We start from the raw sequence: 17,747 nt of genomic DNA, 5'->3' as shown, positions 1-17,747 counted from the left end.
ATAATCATGGTTCAATTCGATAAAAATGCATTACCCGTAGCAATTATAGGCGGAGGTCCTGTGGGGCTGGCCGCTGCCGCCCACTTACTAAAAAAAGGCGAGAAGTTTATCGTATTGGAAGCGGGGGATTCCGTTGGTTCGAGCATGCTGGAGTGGGGACACGTCCGAATGTTTTCTCCGTGGCAGTATAACATCGATCAAACAGCAAAGGAATTACTGGAGAACGCTGGTTGGGCTTCACCCAACAAAGAAGCTTTGCCGACAGGTCGCGAATTGGTAGAAGAGTATCTTCTGCCGCTAAGTAACCTTCCAGAAATAAAAGAACGGATTATGTTACAGGCAAAAGTAGTCGGTGTTGCCAAAAAGGCTCACGATAAGTTGAAAACAGGAAAACGGGACACGGTTCCCTTTCAATTGTATGTAGAAGTGAATGGTGACACAAAAGTGATTGAAGCGAAAGCAGTGATTGATTCATCAGGTACTTGGACCAATCCGAACCCGATCCTTTCCAACGGTATCTGGACGAATGCCGAGAGAAAATTACACAATCAAATCCACTATGGCATCCCGAACATCGAACAACTGGAAAACAGATATCAAAATAAAACCACCGTGGTAATCGGAAGCGGCCATTCTGCCATAAATGCCTTATTGGATCTGGCCATTTTACAGCAAAAATTTACGGATACCAAGATCTACTGGGTTCTTCGTAAAAAACAAATCCATGAAGTGTACGGTGGACAAGAAAACGACGGCTTGGCCGCTCGTGGAGAGTTGGGCATAAGAATTCAGCAATTAGTGGAGTCTGGACGAATCAATATTCTTATTCCCTTTCATATTAATGAAGTGTACCCAACAAACGATAAAATCACAGTGGTGGGAGAACTTGACGGAGAAGAATTCACACTCAGTGATATCGATGAAATCGTTGTGAGTACGGGCTTCAGACCTGATACATCCTTTTTAAATGAAATAAGGATAAACCTTGATTCAGCTGTGGAAAGCATAGAAGCGCTAGCTCCGCTAATTGATCCCAATATTCATAGCTGTGGAACCGTGCGACCGCATGGTGAACAAGAATTAAGGCACCCTGAAAAGAATTTTTATATTGTTGGCATGAAGAGTTATGGAAGAGCACCTACATTCCTATTGGCGACAGGCTACGAACAAGTCCGTTCGGTAGTGGCTTATCTCACAGGGGATGTAGAGGCGGCAAAAGAAGTACACTTGGAACTCCCTGAAACAGGAGTTTGCAGTGTGAATCTTGCATCTAATTCTTGCGATTCTGATCTTCCTGCAAATGAAACGAAGGATGGTTCTTGCTGTGGCAGCCCCGTTCTAGCGAGATTGGAGATCAAAAATAATTCTTGTTGTGAATGAAATAGAAAGACCAGTCTAAAACAAGGCTGGTCTTTTATAATTTCTTTGAAGTGCTGAATATTAAAGTAAGGAAATTATATGGTTGAATATTTAATGCTTGATTAAATAAGAATATGCTTATACAATAATGTTGAATAATTACATAAGCATATACTTATTTAACTTGGGCTAGGAGGGATGAAATGCAATGAATGAGGCGTTGGATATAGAAACCACGGCAAACATTCTTAAATTACTAGGTGATAAAACCCGTTTGACCATGATTAAGATCATGTCTGAGCATGAATGTTGTGTCTGTGAATTTGTGGATCTATTCGAGATGAGCCAGCCAGCTATAAGCCAGCATTTACGAAAGTTGAAAGATGGCGGGATCGTGAATGAAGCGAGAAGGGGACAATGGATATTTTACTCGTTAAATCAAACATCCTCGTATTACTCATTTATTCAAACGGTTATCAAGGATTTGCCAAGTCAAGCATTTAAAGTAGAAGAATTAACTGCACAAGGAAAACGAATTTGTTGTGACTAACGAGGAGGAGAACATAATTGGGTACAGTTATATTAGCTAGTATCATCTTTTTGCTGACATTGACATTCGTCATCTGGCAACCAAAGGGATTGTCAATCGGCTGGTCAGCATGCGGGGGGGCGGTACTTGCCTTACTCGTTGGGGTCGTTGACTTCAAGGATGTTATAACCGTTACGGGTATTGTATGGAACGCGACGTTGGCGTTCATTGCTATTATTATTATCTCCCTTATTTTAGATGAGATTGGATTTTTTGAATGGGCAGCCTTGCATATGGCTAGAGCGGCCAAGGGAAATGGAGTAAGGATGTTTGTGTATGTGAGCATTCTCGGAGCCTTAGTCGCTGCTTTCTTCGCAAACGACGGAGCCGCTCTTATCCTTACACCGATTGTATTGGCAATGGTTCGGAACCTGAAGTTGGAAGAGAGAATGATCTTCCCATTTATCATCGCGAGTGGGTTTATTGCGGACACTACATCCTTACCGCTTGTGGTAAGTAATCTGGTCAACATTGTTTCTGCTGACTTTTTTGATATCGGGTTTATTGAATTCGCCTCTAGAATGATCGTTCCCAACCTATTTTCATTAGCAGCAAGCATCCTGGTATTATATTTGTACTTTAAAAAGAGCATTCCGAAGAATTATGATATGGCTCAATTGAAGAAGCCAGTCGATGCCATTCGGGATGTGAAAATGTTTCGCGTGTCTGGGATTGTTTTAGGTGTTCTGTTGGTAGGCTACTTTATCAGTGAATTTTTGAACATTCCTGTATCCATCATTGCAGGTATTATCGCCATATTCTTCTTGTTTATGGCAAGACGAAGTCCAGCTGTAAATACCAAGACCGTTGTAAAAGGCGCACCATGGGCGATTGTGTTTTTCTCCATTGGTATGTATGTCGTGGTGTATGGATTGAGAAACGTTGGATTGACGAACATTTTAGCTGACCTTATCCAAGTTACCGCCGATCAAGGATTATTCGCTGCTACTGTCGGGATGGGCTTCATCGCAGCCATTCTTTCATCACTTATGAATAACATGCCGACGGTCATGATAGACGCTCTTGCAATTGATAGTACCAATACAACTGGTGCGATTAGGGAAGCCCTTATTTATGCAAATGTCATCGGTTCGGACTTGGGACCGAAAATTACACCGATTGGTTCTTTGGCTACGTTATTGTGGCTGCATGTCCTTTCACTAAAAGGCGTGAAAATCTCATGGGGAACCTACTTTAAAACAGGAATCATCTTAACCATCCCAACGTTGTTCATCACATTGGTCGGCTTATATATATGGCTGCAAATTATTCATTAAACCTTACTTTACAAACAAAGGAGAGAAACCGCATGGCTAAGAAAACGCTATACTTTTTATGTACAGGTAATTCTTGCAGAAGCCAAATGGCAGAAGCATGGGGGAAGAAATATTTAGGTGACGAATGGCAGGTGCTTAGTGCAGGAATCGAGGCCCATGGGTTAAATCCCAAAGCAGTAAAAGCAATGAATGAGGTTGGGTTGGATATCTCCAATCAATCATCGGATATCATTGACCCAGATATATTGAATAATGCTGATTTTGTCGTTACATTATGTGGGGATGCGGCTGACAAATGTCCTATGACACCACCGCATGTTAAACGTGAACATTGGGGCTTTGATGACCCGGCAAAAGCGGAAGGAACTGATGCAGAGAAATGGGCAACCTTCCAACGTGTTCGAGATGAAATAGGTGAAAGAATTGCACGTTTCTCTAGAACCGGTGAATAAATGAAATGGAAAAGCCGTGGATGTTAGCAGGCGGACCAAAGACCATAAAGAAAGAGCTGCCAAATTCGGCAGCTCTTTTCATCATTAAATCTTAATATCGACCTTAGCATTTTTCTGAAGTTCTTCGACATGCTTCACAAGCTTTTCTTGTTTCTTTTGCTGCTCTAGTTGTTCCTTGATTTGCGGCTTCATTTCTTCGAGTTTCTGTACCTTCTGTCCGCTTGTTTTAGCTTGCTCCGCAACCTGGTCGTAATACTTTTGGATTTCTTCATCAGTTGCTTCTTCCACTTTAATCTCTTTTTCAACGTACTTCGTATATGGGATGTTCTCTGCGATCTGGGCATTCAGCATTTCCGAGTTCAGACCTGCTTGCTTCAATGCCGCCTTGAATTTTTCTTCACTCTCATATTGCTTCTTGATTTCGGCAAGTTGCTTTTCAATTTCGGCCTTGGAAGCTGTGTAGCCCTTTTTATCAGCTGCTTGAAGCAGCAATGTTTGCCCCACTAAAGAGTTGAGCGTTTGCTCTTTAATTTGTTTGGCGCCCTCCTTGGATGTTGGGTCTTGTCCGAATTGCTGCATCTGCATTTGTGTGGTGGACAACACGGTATTATATTCCGCACCTGAAATTTTTTCGTCATTGACGATGGCTACCGTTTTCTTTTCATCTACCTTTTGCTTGTCTAGTTTCTTTTGCATTTCTTCCATCTGTTTTTGCTGTTCCTCAGTTGCTTTAGCCGTTTCTTTCTCAGTTGTTTTAGTCTCTTTCTCGTCATTTTTCTTATCAGCTTCATCGTTCGAACCACAAGCCGTTAGAACAACTGCCAATAATCCAATGATGATTGGGTACAATAGTTTCTTCATATTTCAGTCTCCTCTCGTATTCAATGCTAAAAAATCATCTAATGCGCATTATAAAGGAATTTCCCATTAAAACACAATAAATTCATTCTTTTTTCCAGAAAACAGGAAGATAGTATAGGCATCATCTCATTATATAAGTGTAACATTCGCGGAAATGAACCCATTTACCCTTCGTCATGCAATATGCTTAAAAGGACCTGGTGCAGACAGAAACTTGTCATCTATCTCTTACTCACAAAACGATGCTTAGTAACTATTGTATATAAAACTTGTATGGTATTGTATACCTTATCATCCGGATATAGTTCATTTAACCTATCTTCCAAATCATGAACGGAGTGAGCCGTGACAATGAGAATAGTGACTAAGAGACAGAGTTGGAAATCCAGCAGATTATTGGAGGTATAGATTTTGAAAGGGAAATCAACAATGATGTGATCAGCAGCCTGGAAGTGGCTGAAAACATCATCCTCCATCATCATGAAAAAAGGGATGGAACGGGATATCCCCACCGTTTGAAAGGGGAGGAAATCCCTTTGGAAGCTCGAATCGTAGCCAGTGTGGATGTGTTTGATGCATTGACCAGCATAAGGCCTTATAAAGATTCCTGGTCAGTGGAGCGGGCATTATTTTTCATAAACGAACAAAAAGGAAAGCATTTCGACCCATCCATTGTGATGTCTTACTTTTGCTATTTTGATGAAAGGCGGCACAGAAAAAAAGGCGCGATACTGTTCGCAGCACAGGGATATAGTAAATTGCGAACTGGTCGCCTTCTGGATCTGGTCGTTAACCCATGGAGATAAAGGGGTAACGTTCTTGAAAAAACTAAGGAGTTTGTAAAATGGTAAATGGATCGCTTCAATTTACCAAAAAAGTAGTGAAGCTTTTTACTCCCTTCCTTTTTTCTTATTTCTATTAAAATAATAAACGACTGCGATTACGAGAATCAACAGTATCAAAACAATTCTTACATCGTCCGATGCCTTCAATACCTGTGTTACCGAATATGCCTCGACAAGGAGGGCAGGCAGTTTTCCGATGGAGGTGGCGAGGAAGAAAATCATCATTCCCGTCTTGCTTAATGCTGCTGTTAGGTTGATTACGCCGGATGGTATAAAAGGAAGGAGCCTAAGCATCAGGATCATCCAAAATGCATGGAACCCTTGTGACTTTTGCAGCTTCTTGACCCACCGGTTCTTCATGAACTTGGGTTTGAATGTTTGAAAGCCCTTTCGATATAACCAAAAGCTGACCACTGCACCGGCAATTTCTCCCATGTAAGAAAGGATCAATCCCTTTTCAAATCCAAATACGCTGATATTGGCGGCCGTGATGAATACACTTGGAATAAAACCAAGCACGCTGATCAATATATTGAATACTAAACTTACACCAATGGAGAAAGGGCCGCTGGATAGTAATGCCTCAGAAATGAAATTCATATCAATCCACAGAACTCCATTTATACCCGATGCCCCAGACCGTTTTCAAATGTTGATCTGCTGGAAAACCGGCATGACGCAATTTCTCTCTAATATTTCGAATATGGGAATCGATTGTCCGATCTTCGGTATCCGTTTTAAAACCCCATATGGTCGAAAGCAGGTGGTCTCTGGAATACACTTGATCTGGGGATTTTAAAAACAAGCACAGCAGTGAGAACTCTTTCGGTGTTAATGGAATTGTTTTGGTATCATAATGTGCTTCATAAGCAGATTCATTTAATTTTAGCCCCCTAAAGGTCAAAGAATCATCCTGATTATGCACCCGCCGCGTCACTGCTTCGATTCTGGCGAGTAAAACATCTTCATGAAAGGGTTTCGTAATATAATCATCTGCACCCTTTTTCAACCCTTTCACCATTTCTTGTGCAGCATCCCGGGCGGTGAGCATGATTATGGGAATGCTGGAAAACGCACGGATCCTTTCGCACGTTTCCCACCCATCCATCTCAGGCATCATTACATCAAGAAGTACTATGTCCGCATGTTCACGCGCTAAGAACTGTAAGGCTTCAAGTCCAGATTTCATCTTCAGGCATGTATATCCGTGAGGTTTAATGTATAGCTCTAATAGATCAAGCATTCTCTGTTCATCATCAACCAGAACTACTGTCTTCATTTGTTTTCTCCTTAAATGTGATAGTGAAGCACGTTCCTTGCTCCAAGTTGCTTTTAACCGAAATGGTTCCACCTTGTATCTCCACTAATTGCTTGACAATGGAGAGCCCCAATCCGAATCCGCCGGTATCTCTGGCACGTGATTTCTCGACACGATATAAACGATCAAAGATATGGGGGACATCTTCAGGTGGAATGCCAACCCCTTGATCGATTATGGAGATGGAAATCCAGCCATTGCATTCAGTGGCTTTGATGGTGGTGACTGTATATTCGTTCGAGTACTTCAGTGCATTATCCAACAGGTTAAGAATGACTTGCTCAAACCGTGAGGGATCTATATCTATAAATAAGTCATCCTTGCATTCCAGATTCAATTGAATTCTTTCATTTGCAAAAGCCGGCAGCACTTTTTCATGAATGTTTTGCAGGAATGAAGAGAGCTGGACGATTTCTTTTGATATGGTGAATGTATTTACATCCATTCTAGCCATATTGAATAGTTCGTCCAATAATCTGTTTAATCGTTCGGATTCATCATGGATGATCTCTAAGTATCTTGTTCGTTCGGATGCATCCAAATCTTTCCGTCGGGTTATATCAGCATATCCCTTGATATAAGTTAGCGGCGTGCGCAGTTCATGGGAGATACTTGCCAAAAATTCATTGCGTTCCTTCTTTAAATAGTTCAATTCATTAGCCAAGCTTTGAATGGATTGGGCAAGCTCCCCGAGCTCATCATGTGATCGTACCGGCACAGCCACTGAAAAATTCCCTTTGCTGAGTTTGGTTGTCGCTTCCTTCATCGAAATAAGCGGTCTAGTCAAAGCTTTTGATAGAAAATAGATGGTGATAAGCATGAATAAAAGGAGCAATGCAGTCGCAAAAAGGAAATGCCTATTCAATTGTGCGATTAAATCCTCAACATCTCTAGTATCTTTGAACATATAAACATAGCCTTTTTTTTCTTTATCACTGATAAATGGCGTAACGGTGGCTATATATCTTTCATCCTTCCAACTTGATTGGAGGACCATACCTTTTCGGGGTACTTGGGGGATGTTTTTTGCCAAGATTTTGTTCATTCCCCCATTTACCTTTGCGGAAGATATCAGAATATCTCCTCTTGTATTCGTAATCACGACATCTGTATCGGTATGGTATTCCATCAGGCCGATATGCTTAAGGGTAGAGTCGGAATACGTGATTTCCAACACATCACGATGACTATTGCCACGGGCCTTCAGTGATTCCAATTCTTGATTGATACGGGAATGGATCACTTTATTATGCAAGTAAATCATGGAGACGGTTTCCATCAAAAAAATGCAAATAAATATAGATAGTCCGAGTTTAAAGGAGATTTTCAGGATTATTCACCTTCTTATTGAATAAAGTCAGTTTAGCGAAAAAGTATGAAGAAAGTATGCAGTTTATTTCAATTTCTTCGCATCTATTAAACAACGATAATCCGAATGATGACTTGTTGCAAGAGAGACATTCCGTTTAATGGGCCAAAACTGTCACTTTTTTAAGTCCTGTGCAGGGGGGAATCAGGTTGTATTTAGCCACTTCTCCCAAAACATATACGTAGGATTGCTATGCGGCAACCGTGGAAGAACATAATTTTCCACGCGAAACCATTAAACATAACACTTTTCGAAGTTGTTACTAATTATTCATATAGAACTTATTTTAATTACACCTCTAACGAATGGAAACTGCCGTGAAAATGGACCGTTTCTTAACTTAGTTTATACAAAATGTTTTGTATTAAGGAAACATTTTGTCGTGAATGAATACTATGTAAAAAAGGAGCTGATCCATATGAATTGTACAAACCGTACGCAGAAAAAAATAATGGCATATTCCGCTTTATTCAAAAAAATGGGCATTCTCAATGATGAGGAATACAAAAATATCGCAAAGACCTTTCAATCAAAGGGTTGAGGAAGTGTCCCTTGGATATTCATAAACTTTTATCCTGCAGTATACGGTCTGTAAAACCCCCGCCTTTCAATCTTAGAAAAGGAGGGGGACTGCAGACTATTAGGATATCAAGGAAGTGTGGGCGATGTTGTCAATTTGTCGGGCTCTAAGTCTATCGATATTTTTGGCGGCTGCACCCAGCTGGTTGAATTGATCACCTTAAGTTTGAAAATTACATAAACGATGGACATTTCTTGGCAAGTAGGAGGGAGTTCATTGAAAAGGGATACGAAAAAATTTCTTGCATTATGAGTAGTGAAAAGGAAGTTTGTTGTGATCCGATGGTGTTCTCTGCGATAATGGAGTAAAGAAATTGAAAAGGAGTTACGTAAGATGGCGGAGGACTTTAAGATTCCCAGCTTGAAAGTTGATGAGATTGATAAGAAAATCATATCGGTTTTACATGAAGATGCACGAATTTCATATACCGACTTAGCGAAGAAAGTGGAGCTTTCCAGAGTTGCGGTTCAGATGAGAATTAATCATCTAGTTGAAAACGGTGTGATCGAGAGGTTCACTGCGGTCATAAATCCAGCTAAGGTCGGCATCCATGTTTCGGCATTCTTTAACGTGGAGGTTGAGCCAAAATATCTGGAATCGGTCGCGCAGCAATTAGAAAGTGAACCGGCTGTTACGAGTTTATATCATATGACCGGTCCGAGTAAACTCCATATGCACGGAATCTTTACTGATAATCAAGAGATGGAACGCTTTCTTAATGAGAAACTGTATGCGGTCGTCGGTGTTGTCAGCGTTGATTGCCAAATTCTCATTAAACGTTATAAAAGCCGGATGGGCATGAAGCTTTAATAAAAAAATCCCCCTATACAGGCGGATTTTTTATTTATGTGAGCGGGATGATAAAGCCGCCATACGTAAAGGCAAGAATGATTATGAATGCAGGGTGGATCTTGAATTTACCTAAAGCCAAGAAGGCCAATCCAGCGATGAAGACTGAATGGATGTAGCCGATGGACCCGACCGCGTCCGCGGCCATATTCCAGGTGAGCAATAACATCATGATCGCGATCACGGGCTGTACGAGTAGTGACATGCCTTTTACGATAGGCGATTGCTTGTATTTTCGCAGGATTTTTAATAGATAGATCAAAGCCACGGCTGAAGGGATGATCGTGCCTGCCAATGCAGCTAGAAAACCTGGCCAGCCATATACATCATATCCGACATATGCGGCTATTTTCGTGGCGATGGGTCCAGGGAGTGAATTTCCTAACGCGAGCATTTGTGAGAACTCGGTATTATCAAGCCAGCCATAACGGGTGACGATTTGATCATACATAAGCGGAATCGAAGCTGGACCTCCGCCGTAACCAAGAATATTGGCAATGAAAAACGCTAGAAAAACAGTAACTCCTATTGGGATGATAATACCCATTAAGCGGATTCCTCCTTCCTATCAGTCTTTTTATTTTTCAATCTATCCTTTAATTTATAATGAAACGCCCCATATAAAAGAAACATCATAATGACGATACCCGGATGCAGGGAAATGACCTGCAGAAGCAAAAAGGAAATCGCAAAAAAGGTGATTCCGAGCACTTTTCCTAACCCTTTTACCGCCTTTTCGCCAAACTCATAAGCCATTTGACCAAGCATGACAGCGACAACCGGCATGACAGCAGCGATCATATTAATGATCATTGCCGAATTACTTAGAACATTAATGAACGCAATCAAGAAAACCATCGCAATGCATGAAGGTAATACGTGAGCCGCCACACTTACGATGGCTCCCGGCCAGCCTTTTAATTTATAACCTAGATATGCTGCCATCTTCGTGGCAATCGGTCCTGGGAGTATATTGGCAATTGCCAATGTGTCCCCGAATTCATCATCGTCAAGCCAGTGATAACGGGAAACTGCTTCGTGGCGGATGAGCGGGATGACAGATGGCCCGCCGCCGAATCCTAATATCCCCGTTCTCATCATTCCAATCGTCAATTCCGTATATGGATTTTTCACAAACGATTCCTCCTTTGTTATAAAATTCAGCATTCATTTCCAAGATTATGAATTAATGATAACAAAAATTCTTTCGAAATGTACAAAAAATTATGATAATAATTACGTAATGAATGTATTTTTGGGGGTTTTCGATATAATGGGTTGAAATAAACAAAAGAAAGTATCTTTTTGCCTTGAGGAAGGAAGTTTGGATTACATTAGACAAACAAGCAAGTATAATGCTTTTCCCATTAGTGCGATGGATTATTGGATTCCGCCTTATGGGGGATAAGAAGGAGAAATTATAAACAAAAAAACAACTTTTCTACAAGCCCCCTTTATAAACCTAAAAAGTACCCTATGGGCAGCCTGTTTCAGAGTGACTGCTCTATAAGGTACATTTTTTAATATATAATTCTAATAAACTTAATGTGGGTCATTCTTCCCGAATGACTAATAGCACACCGGTAAAAATTAAGATCGTACCGATCCAAAAAGACAAGCCGATTTGTTCACCTAGCATTAACCAACCTAAAAAAGTACCGACTATAGGCTGTAAAAAGAAAAATAGTCCGCCACTTGAAGCAGTAAGCATTTGCAGTCCGCGATTCCACAGTAAAAAGGCACATGCTGTTGAAATAACGCCCAAGTATAGAATGCCGCCCCATATGGATGGATGCATGATGGCTTGAAAGTCAAGCTCATCCAATCGACTAATCGTAACAGGTGCTAAAAAGACAATTGCCACAAGCACGGCATAGGTCGTAATAACAATTTGTGAATATTGCCCTGGTACACGTTTGATTAGAACAGACATAAGGGCCCAAGTTAACGCAGCAATAAGCAGTGATACGCCCCCAAGTTGGTGAGATGAGCCAATATGGGCATTTCCGACAATGATACCGACACCGAGTGTCGCTAAAATAACAGAAATAGATTTTTTTAAAGTGATCTTTTCTTTTAAAACGATACGTGCAAATATCACCATGAATGCAGGGGTTGTTGAAGTGATGATGGCCCCCATTTGTGCGGTGGATAGCAGCGTACCGACTTCCTGGGTTACGATGGAAATGGTGTTCCCAACAAGTCCTATAATGAAAACCAAAAGCCAGTCCCGTTTGTCAATCCGCCAAGATTGTTTTGTTATTAAACCAATTGTCAGCAATGCTAAAATCGCAATTACATATCGTAATAATACTAATTCAAGCGGCGGAACAACGTCTACCACAACTTTTACCACAACATACATCCCGCCCCAAATGCTGGCAGCGAGTGATAAATATAAAGAACCTATTATAGTGTTTTTCATTTTTGTACCCTCCGTTTTAACTAAACATTCCAGTCCCTAACGGAGATGCAAGTTTTCTGCCGTTAAGGAAGAAAAACTGCAGGTACATCATTTTCGAATAGTGGTGACCACAACATCAGCTTTCAGCTCTCTTTCCAAAAATATTTATTTTCAATGATGTTAGCTAATTAAAAAGCTATTCGGAGCTGCTACCGATCATTCGTTTCAAACGTCAGTAAGTTATTACCATACTCATTTAAATATACAAGATTTCAGATTAATAAAACAACAAATTATAGTATTAAACTTAGCGTACCATTAAAATCATTCGCATTATACTAAAACGTAAAATTCAGGAAAAAACCCAACCCTAAAAACTGGTGGGGTTTCTATTTGGTTCATGGATTCTAGTTGGAATAGAAAGAGGGATTTATAGGGAAGGGAAACAGATGGTACAGTAATGATGCTGGAAATAAAAGGTGGATTAGGATTAATTGGCTCCCTTAAAGAGTTTAATCCTAATCCACCGTTATGGTGAATTCAGTGCATGTCCTTTCCGGAAGCATCACTATCCGTTATATTTTCTTTCGATTTTCCTGAACTCATCCGATAGTTCAAATAACGTGTGTAAGACGGCTGTTTGAATATATAGATTCATATAATTATCATTGCTCTTCTTTTGAAAAGATAAATCATGCTTTTCATTGATTTTCCGAGTTATACATTCATTAATTTCGCTCCACATTTCTTTCGTTCCTTCTTTAAGTTTAGTCTCCATAATCTCCCACTCCTTTTTTATTAGTTTATCCAATCTATTACATTCTTATACTTATTTTTTGGCCAAACTGGTAACTTTTTTATCTTAAAATTAATGTCTTCAGTTTTTTTGGGTATCCTTCTGTTTGAGTGCAAAGTCGAAAAATAGGATATGTCATTACCCATTGGTGGTTATTTAATTGCTGAAAAAATATTGTCGACTAACACTATTCGCTTCAAAGTTAAAACAAAGCTGATTGGTACGGATGGCGGACCGCCCGCGGAAAGCGAGTGCCTGGATTCAACGTTCAAATTGTACATTCCCTAAAAGGGGGGCAGGGTGTCACTATCTCATTCCTTCTCTATAGTTACTTTAATTGAGTCATATTCTTGAGTGATGTATTGTACAAATGACAGGAGTTTGGAATAATTAGCATAATGATATTAAAGAACATGTAAACCTTTATCGATTCGAATAGGAGATTGTTATGTTTAAAATTATGATAGTTGAAGATGATGAAAAAATTAGAAAAATTGTGGCTGATACGCTAACAAAATGGAAATACGACGTTGTGGGGATAATGGAATTTGACCACATTTTAGATGATTTTGAGAAATTCCAGCCTGATTTGGTACTATTGGATATAAACTTGCCAACCTTTGATGGCTTTTATTGGTGTCAGCAGATCCGTGCAATCTCAAGTGTGCCCATACTGTTCCTTTCCTCTAGAAATCAAAACATGGACATCATCATGGCCATTAATATGGGAGGGGATGATTTTATCCAGAAGCCATTTGATTTAGATGTTCTTGTAGCAAAAATCAGTGCATTGCTACGCAGGAATTATACCTATCAATATGGACATAACCTAAAACTGACGCACCGGGACTTGTCTTTGCATGTAACAAACTCAACTATCCAATTTGAGGAACAATCCATTGAACTATCACGTAATGAGTTCATCATTTTGCAGTTGATGATGCGCAGAATAGGGAAAATTGTACCCAGAGAGGACTTGATGCAAGCTCTTTGGAATGATGAACAGTTTGTCGACGATAATACACTGACTGTTAATGTAAATCGGTTAAGGCGTAAGATTACTGGAATTGGATTAGAAGACTTTATTGTGACACGTAAAGGAATGGGGTATCTGATCGAATGAGGTTCATCCAATTTTTAAAATATGAGAAGCCTTATATCGTTTTATTCGTTTTTATCTTTTGCATGGTTTCTGCCGTGTTTTACACGGACCCCAATATGACATGGAGCTGGAACACTTTTCTATATGCGGGGGCATTAACCCTATTCGTATTGATTATTTTCTTTTTGTATCGGTATCAGCAAAGTTTACGTGCAATCCGGGCAAGGGGTGACGAAGATCATGAGAACCTTTCTTTGGAGGCAGCCTCTTTACAGCATTTGTTTGAAGAGAAGGAAAGGGAACATATTAGGTCTCTCAATCAGATTCATGAGAAGCAAAACGAGTATTATGATTTTATTGTTTCGTGGTTTCATGAAATTAAAACACCCATCTCAGTGCTGCGATTGATGCAGCAAACAGAAATCGATGCCAAGATTTTTCATGATGAGGTATCAAGGATAGAGCATTATGTGGATCAGGCACTTTATTACGCAAAGTTGGATAACTTCAATCAGGATTATGACATCAAGAATTGTGATTTGGACCAATTGGTGAAAGAGGTCATAAAAACTCATTCCAAAACATTTATTTCCAAGAAAATCCGCCTTCGGTTACAGATTGAACCAACCACCATCCAAAGTGACCCCAAGTGGCTGCAATTCATCCTGAATCAATTAATTTCAAATTGCTTGAAGTATACGCAAGAAGAAGGGGAAATAAAGATTGAGACAGGTTCTGATTTAAAAGAAAAGCAGCTGATCATTAGAGATAATGGAATTGGTATAGAAAAAACTGATTTACCAAGGATATTTAATAGGGGTTTTACAGGATCCAACGGGCGTACCTACACAAAATCCACAGGGATGGGGTTATATTTAGCACAGCAGTTATCCAATAAGCTTGGTCACTATATCACCTGTACCTCTGAAACGGGTTTGTATACCGAATTTGCCATGCACTTTCCCAAAAATGTCGATCCCTATTTCAATATGCAAAAAAACGCAATGAGACCTTGATGAAGGCCATTGCGTTTTTTATTAATATTTCTGATTTACGATTTTGTAGTAGAGATTCGCGGAAGATAGATAAAACAATACATAGATCACAAAGTATATAGCAAAGATGAACCAGAGCATGGAGGTAAGCTGCGGGAAATCTTGTACTGAATCCAGGATATAGTATTTTAAAATGAGCCAGCTGTGTAAAATGCCTAAAACTAGCGAAGGGAAGAAAACAAAGAGAAGTTGTTTACGGATCACGCTTTTCAATTCACGGTCTGCGGTTCCGATCTTCCGCAGAATGGAATACTGCCTTTGTTCTTCCGTTGCTTCCCGCAATTGTTTAAAGTAAATGACGCTGGCCAATGCAAACAAGGCAATGACAGCCAGGAAAGCAGCTGCAAATAACATTAAAGATGAACCTTCTATTTGCTTTGAATACACATCGGCAAACGAAGAATAGTAAGTGTCGGGCTTCTTCGTAACAATGGCATGTATATCAGTTGATAAGGATTCAGCCTGCTTCTCATTTTCGATTTCATAAATTTCAAAATGTACCGTTTTGGCTTTGCTTTTTAAGTTTTGATAAGCCTCATCTGAAATAATCAGGACTGCGGGCTTTAATATCATGGATCGAACAGGGTCGCTGGACCAGCCTAATAATGCGTAATCTTTTTTCTCTATTAGTTTTAGAGTGATATCTTCATTTACATTCACTTTAAAACGTGGAAGCCGATCGGAGGGGAAGGGTTTTGGGTAATCTGTTCCTTGTGACAGAGTTACAGCTTCCATATCTTCTAAATGGATTTCCTCCTGATTTCCGCGCAATGAGATGATTTCGTTATATGCTTTTTCTGGAAAAAGAAAAACGTCCTTTGAAAAATACTCAGGGTTCTCAAAAGCAAGGTCCATGTTTGTATTCGGCTTTCCTACTAAGGCTTCCAGAGTTTTATGATATTCAATTAAGTGGTCGGAATTTTTTATCTTAGCATCAATTTTCTCGTTAGTTTCCTTATCCAATGATTGGAACGCAATATCATTCGGTAGATTCCTGCCGACAGCTTCAAACTGGACAGCGTAATTGATCGAAACGAATCCAATCAAGAAAATGATGGTCGCACTGAACAAAGAGATGAAGGTAAGGTTTAACGTATTCGACCTTATTTGGAAGCGTAATGACGAGATCCACAATACCCGATTGCCTTCATGAAAGTTATGTTTCTGGCGGATTTTTTGCAGCAGCCAGCCGGAGAACTGACGGAAGAACAAATACGTTCCGCCAATCATGCCGACTGTGACGGCAATCATGGCCAAAGTTAAGTGATCTTGCCATATGCTTGATTCTTTGCCCCGGCTTATCAGAAAGAATTCCGTTGCTAATAACATTAACGATAAAGCTGCCATAATGACCGAAGAGGGTATAGGTTTTTCCATTTTTTCTTTTGCATGAAACAACTCCACGAGTTGTACGCGATTGATCATGAAGAAACTTTGGATACTTGCAATGATGGCTAACAAGAGAAACAGGAAGATTGTCGACCCGATCGCTTGATAAGGAAAATTCAGCGTAATGACATTTTCGTATTGCATTAAATTCATTAATGCCATACCGAAAAACTTGGACAGCAGACCGCCAAGGAGTATTCCAATTACAAGTGAGAATGATCCAATGAGCAGATTTTCAACGAATACCATTCGAGTAATCTGGCTTTCTTTCATACCTAGCAGCAAATAGAGTCCAAATTCCTTTTTTCTTTGCTTCTTAAAGAAAGAGTTAGCATAAAGAATAAAGAAAATGATAAAGAGGAAGATGACCACCGAGGCAATCGACACCCCCGTTTGAAAACTCTCCTTATTATTGAGTACATCCAATATATCCTGGTTATACATCAGTGATGAGAAGGTGAAATGGACCATCACACCTGTAATCATGGCAAACAGATAAATCGTATAAACTCGGAAATTGCGCTGAACGTTCCGGAACGTCATATTCAGTAAGTTCACCTTTGATTCCCTCCCATGGCACTCTGGATGTGAAGGATCCGATCAAAGAAGTCACTTTGACTTTGGTCACCTTTATAAAGCTCGTTTACGATTCCCCCATCACGCAGGAAGATGACTCGTTTACAGAAGCTTGCTGCATAGGAATCGTGTGTAATCATGAGGATCGTCGTTTGAAACGTTTCATTCAAGCCCGATAACTGTTCCAATAATTGTGTGGCCGATCTCGAATCAAGAGCGCCTGTAGGTTCATCTGCAAAAACTATCGCAGGGTTTGTAATAATGGCGCGCGCCGATGAGGCCCGTTGTTTCTGGCCGCCAGAAACTTCTGTAGGGTATTTATCCTGAATTTCTTCAATATTCAATGCCTGAATGACTGGTCTCAGCCTTCTTTCCATCTCATCCGATGAGAATTTCCTTAATGAAAGAGGCAGAAGAATGTTCTCCTTAATCGTTAAAGTATCAAGCAAGTTGTAATCTTGAAAGATGAACCCCATTCGTTCTTGGCGAAATGTGCGCAATGCTTTTTTGTTCAAATCCAACAGGGCCTGCTCTTCAAGCCAGACTTCCCCGCCAGAAAATTTATCAATTGTCGATAACACATTCATCAGTGTTGTTTTTCCTGAACCGGAAGGCCCCATAATAGCTGTAAATTCACCCGAAGTTATGATCAGGTCAATATTTTTTAAAACCTGTGCCTTTCCATAGGATTTTGATAAATTTTTAGTTTGTAATACTTTTTTCAACGTAAATCTCCTCCTCATGTTACATACTATAAAATTCATCCCTTTCCCCACCATAGATGTAACAGGAAGTAAGATTACAATTTTGTCACATTACAATTTGAAAATGAAAATAACAGCTTGAACAGTGAATGTAATAAATGAAATTACCTATATCAATTATGCATTTTCAGCAACTTAGTGGCAACAAGTTGAAATAATGGG

At 40.0% G+C, this 17,747-nt stretch carries 18 protein-coding genes; 8 read left to right on the top strand and 10 right to left on the bottom strand.

What is annotated here, in order from left to right:
• Positions 1–6 precede the first annotated feature (6 nt).
• The 4 genes from ADA55_RS26850 (at position 7) to arsC (ending at position 3,677) form a co-directional block, all read left to right on the top strand.
• Positions 7–1,380: an FAD-dependent oxidoreductase gene (locus ADA55_RS26850; RefSeq protein ID WP_048689707.1), complete on the top strand. Its 1,374-nt coding sequence runs from the start codon at positions 7–9 to the stop codon at positions 1,378–1,380.
• A 187-nt stretch (positions 1,381–1,567) separates the two neighbouring features.
• The gene (locus ADA55_RS26845; protein ID WP_048689705.1) at positions 1,568–1,909 is read left to right on the top strand and encodes an ArsR/SmtB family transcription factor; all 342 of its coding nucleotides are present in this window, start codon (positions 1,568–1,570) and stop codon (positions 1,907–1,909) included.
• A 17-nt stretch (positions 1,910–1,926) separates the two neighbouring features.
• A complete protein-coding gene (locus ADA55_RS26840; protein WP_048689702.1) occupies positions 1,927–3,225 on the top strand; it encodes an arsenical efflux pump membrane protein ArsB in 1,299 nt (432 codons plus the stop codon).
• 32 nt (positions 3,226–3,257) lie between these two features.
• Positions 3,258–3,677, top strand: a complete 420-nt coding sequence (arsC, locus tag ADA55_RS26835) for an arsenate reductase (thioredoxin) (RefSeq protein ID WP_048689701.1) — start codon at positions 3,258–3,260, stop codon at positions 3,675–3,677.
• 84 nt (positions 3,678–3,761) lie between these two features.
• Here arsC and ADA55_RS26830 read toward each other — a convergent pair whose 3' ends face one another.
• Positions 3,762–4,538: a SurA N-terminal domain-containing protein gene (locus tag ADA55_RS26830; protein WP_048689699.1), complete on the bottom strand. Its 777-nt coding sequence runs from the start codon at positions 4,536–4,538 to the stop codon at positions 3,762–3,764.
• A 377-nt stretch (positions 4,539–4,915) separates the two neighbouring features.
• Between ADA55_RS26830 and ADA55_RS31135 the strand changes: the two genes are divergently transcribed.
• Positions 4,916–5,344 (top strand): HD-GYP domain-containing protein, encoded by a 429-nt coding sequence (locus ADA55_RS31135; protein ID WP_048689696.1) that lies wholly within the window; start codon positions 4,916–4,918, stop codon positions 5,342–5,344.
• Between the two features lie 84 nt (positions 5,345–5,428).
• Here the strand turns inward: ADA55_RS31135 and ADA55_RS26820 are convergent, their stop codons facing one another.
• The 3 genes from ADA55_RS26820 to ADA55_RS26810 are packed head-to-tail and all read right to left on the bottom strand — an operon-like array spanning position 5,429 to position 7,965.
• Positions 5,429–5,983 (bottom strand): TVP38/TMEM64 family protein, encoded by a 555-nt coding sequence (locus ADA55_RS26820; RefSeq protein ID WP_048689694.1) that lies wholly within the window; start codon positions 5,981–5,983, stop codon positions 5,429–5,431.
• A gap of 1 nt (position 5,984) precedes the next feature.
• The gene (locus tag ADA55_RS26815; RefSeq protein ID WP_048689691.1) at positions 5,985–6,662 is read right to left on the bottom strand and encodes a response regulator transcription factor; all 678 of its coding nucleotides are present in this window, start codon (positions 6,660–6,662) and stop codon (positions 5,985–5,987) included.
• A complete protein-coding gene (locus ADA55_RS26810) occupies positions 6,640–7,965 on the bottom strand; it encodes a HAMP domain-containing sensor histidine kinase (RefSeq protein WP_250697464.1) in 1,326 nt (441 codons plus the stop codon). The genes ADA55_RS26815 and ADA55_RS26810 overlap by 23 nt, the downstream gene beginning before the upstream one ends.
• 1,018 nt (positions 7,966–8,983) lie before the next feature.
• Here ADA55_RS26810 and ADA55_RS26805 point away from each other — a divergent pair.
• Entirely contained in the window at positions 8,984–9,460 is a 477-nt protein-coding gene (locus ADA55_RS26805) for an Lrp/AsnC family transcriptional regulator (protein ID WP_034315019.1), read from the top strand.
• Between the two features lie 34 nt (positions 9,461–9,494).
• On the opposite strand, the gene ADA55_RS26800 is transcribed toward ADA55_RS26805, so the two are convergent.
• The 4 genes from ADA55_RS26800 to ADA55_RS26785 all read right to left on the bottom strand — a co-directional run bounded on the left by ADA55_RS26800 (position 9,495) and on the right by ADA55_RS26785 (position 12,681).
• Complete coding sequence (locus ADA55_RS26800; RefSeq protein WP_048689685.1) at positions 9,495–10,046, bottom strand: chromate transporter; 552 nt, start codon at positions 10,044–10,046, stop codon at positions 9,495–9,497.
• Positions 10,046–10,633 carry a chromate transporter gene (locus ADA55_RS26795; protein ID WP_048689682.1) on the bottom strand — a complete coding sequence of 196 codons (588 nt, stop codon included), beginning with the start codon at positions 10,631–10,633 and terminating at the stop codon, positions 10,046–10,048. The genes ADA55_RS26800 and ADA55_RS26795 overlap by 1 nt, the downstream gene beginning before the upstream one ends.
• Positions 10,634–11,051: 418 nt before the next feature.
• Positions 11,052–11,924 (bottom strand): DMT family transporter, encoded by an 873-nt coding sequence (locus ADA55_RS26790; RefSeq protein WP_048689680.1) that lies wholly within the window; start codon positions 11,922–11,924, stop codon positions 11,052–11,054.
• A gap of 547 nt (positions 11,925–12,471) precedes the next feature.
• Positions 12,472–12,681, bottom strand: a complete 210-nt coding sequence (locus ADA55_RS26785) for a hypothetical protein (protein ID WP_048689679.1) — start codon at positions 12,679–12,681, stop codon at positions 12,472–12,474.
• A gap of 466 nt (positions 12,682–13,147) precedes the next feature.
• Between ADA55_RS26785 and ADA55_RS26780 the strand changes: the two genes are divergently transcribed.
• Both ADA55_RS26780 and ADA55_RS31605 read left to right on the top strand, forming a co-directional pair.
• Positions 13,148–13,822: a response regulator transcription factor gene (locus ADA55_RS26780; RefSeq protein WP_048689676.1), complete on the top strand. Its 675-nt coding sequence runs from the start codon at positions 13,148–13,150 to the stop codon at positions 13,820–13,822.
• Positions 13,819–14,817: a sensor histidine kinase gene (locus ADA55_RS31605; RefSeq protein ID WP_048689674.1), complete on the top strand. Its 999-nt coding sequence runs from the start codon at positions 13,819–13,821 to the stop codon at positions 14,815–14,817. Before ADA55_RS26780 ends, ADA55_RS31605 begins: the two co-directional genes overlap by 4 nt.
• A gap of 21 nt (positions 14,818–14,838) precedes the next feature.
• Here ADA55_RS31605 and ADA55_RS26770 read toward each other — a convergent pair whose 3' ends face one another.
• Positions 14,839–16,803 carry an ABC transporter permease gene (locus ADA55_RS26770; RefSeq protein WP_048689670.1) on the bottom strand — a complete coding sequence of 655 codons (1,965 nt, stop codon included), beginning with the start codon at positions 16,801–16,803 and terminating at the stop codon, positions 14,839–14,841.
• The gene (locus ADA55_RS26765; protein WP_235443539.1) at positions 16,800–17,546 is read right to left on the bottom strand and encodes an ABC transporter ATP-binding protein; all 747 of its coding nucleotides are present in this window, start codon (positions 17,544–17,546) and stop codon (positions 16,800–16,802) included. Before ADA55_RS26765 ends, ADA55_RS26770 begins: the two co-directional genes overlap by 4 nt.
• Between the last annotated feature and the right edge of the window lie 201 nt (positions 17,547–17,747).

Origin of the sequence: Bacillus sp. 220_BSPC, from assembly GCF_001054655.1 — a bacterium.
GTDB lineage: Bacteria > Bacillota > Bacilli > Bacillales > DSM-1321 > Peribacillus > Peribacillus frigoritolerans.
The sequence above is the reverse complement of the archived record's forward strand: the minus strand, read 5'-3'. Positions and strand labels throughout refer to the sequence as shown.

Excerpts from the sequence above, each read along its gene's own strand:
- ADA55_RS26850 (WP_048689707.1), top strand. The coding sequence starts at position 7 with ATGGTTCAATTCGATAAAAATGCATTACCCGTAGCAATTATAGGCGGA.
- ADA55_RS26845 (WP_048689705.1), top strand. The coding sequence starts at position 1,568 with ATGAATGAGGCGTTGGATATAGAAACCACGGCAAACATTCTTAAATTA.
- arsC (WP_048689701.1), top strand. The coding sequence starts at position 3,258 with ATGGCTAAGAAAACGCTATACTTTTTATGTACAGGTAATTCTTGCAGA.
- ADA55_RS26830 (WP_048689699.1), bottom strand. The coding sequence starts at position 4,538 with ATGAAGAAACTATTGTACCCAATCATCATTGGATTATTGGCAGTTGTT.
- ADA55_RS26820 (WP_048689694.1), bottom strand. The coding sequence starts at position 5,983 with ATGAATTTCATTTCTGAGGCATTACTATCCAGCGGCCCTTTCTCCATT.
- ADA55_RS26815 (WP_048689691.1), bottom strand. The coding sequence starts at position 6,662 with ATGAAGACAGTAGTTCTGGTTGATGATGAACAGAGAATGCTTGATCTA.
- ADA55_RS26810 (WP_250697464.1), bottom strand. The coding sequence starts at position 7,965 with ATGATTTACTTGCATAATAAAGTGATCCATTCCCGTATCAATCAAGAA.
- ADA55_RS26805 (WP_034315019.1), top strand. The coding sequence starts at position 8,984 with ATGGCGGAGGACTTTAAGATTCCCAGCTTGAAAGTTGATGAGATTGAT.
- ADA55_RS26800 (WP_048689685.1), bottom strand. The coding sequence starts at position 10,046 with ATGGGTATTATCATCCCAATAGGAGTTACTGTTTTTCTAGCGTTTTTC.
- ADA55_RS26790 (WP_048689680.1), bottom strand. The coding sequence starts at position 11,924 with ATGAAAAACACTATAATAGGTTCTTTATATTTATCACTCGCTGCCAGC.
- ADA55_RS26785 (WP_048689679.1), bottom strand. The coding sequence starts at position 12,681 with ATGGAGACTAAACTTAAAGAAGGAACGAAAGAAATGTGGAGCGAAATT.
- ADA55_RS26780 (WP_048689676.1), top strand. The coding sequence starts at position 13,148 with ATGTTTAAAATTATGATAGTTGAAGATGATGAAAAAATTAGAAAAATT.
- ADA55_RS31605 (WP_048689674.1), top strand. The coding sequence starts at position 13,819 with ATGAGGTTCATCCAATTTTTAAAATATGAGAAGCCTTATATCGTTTTA.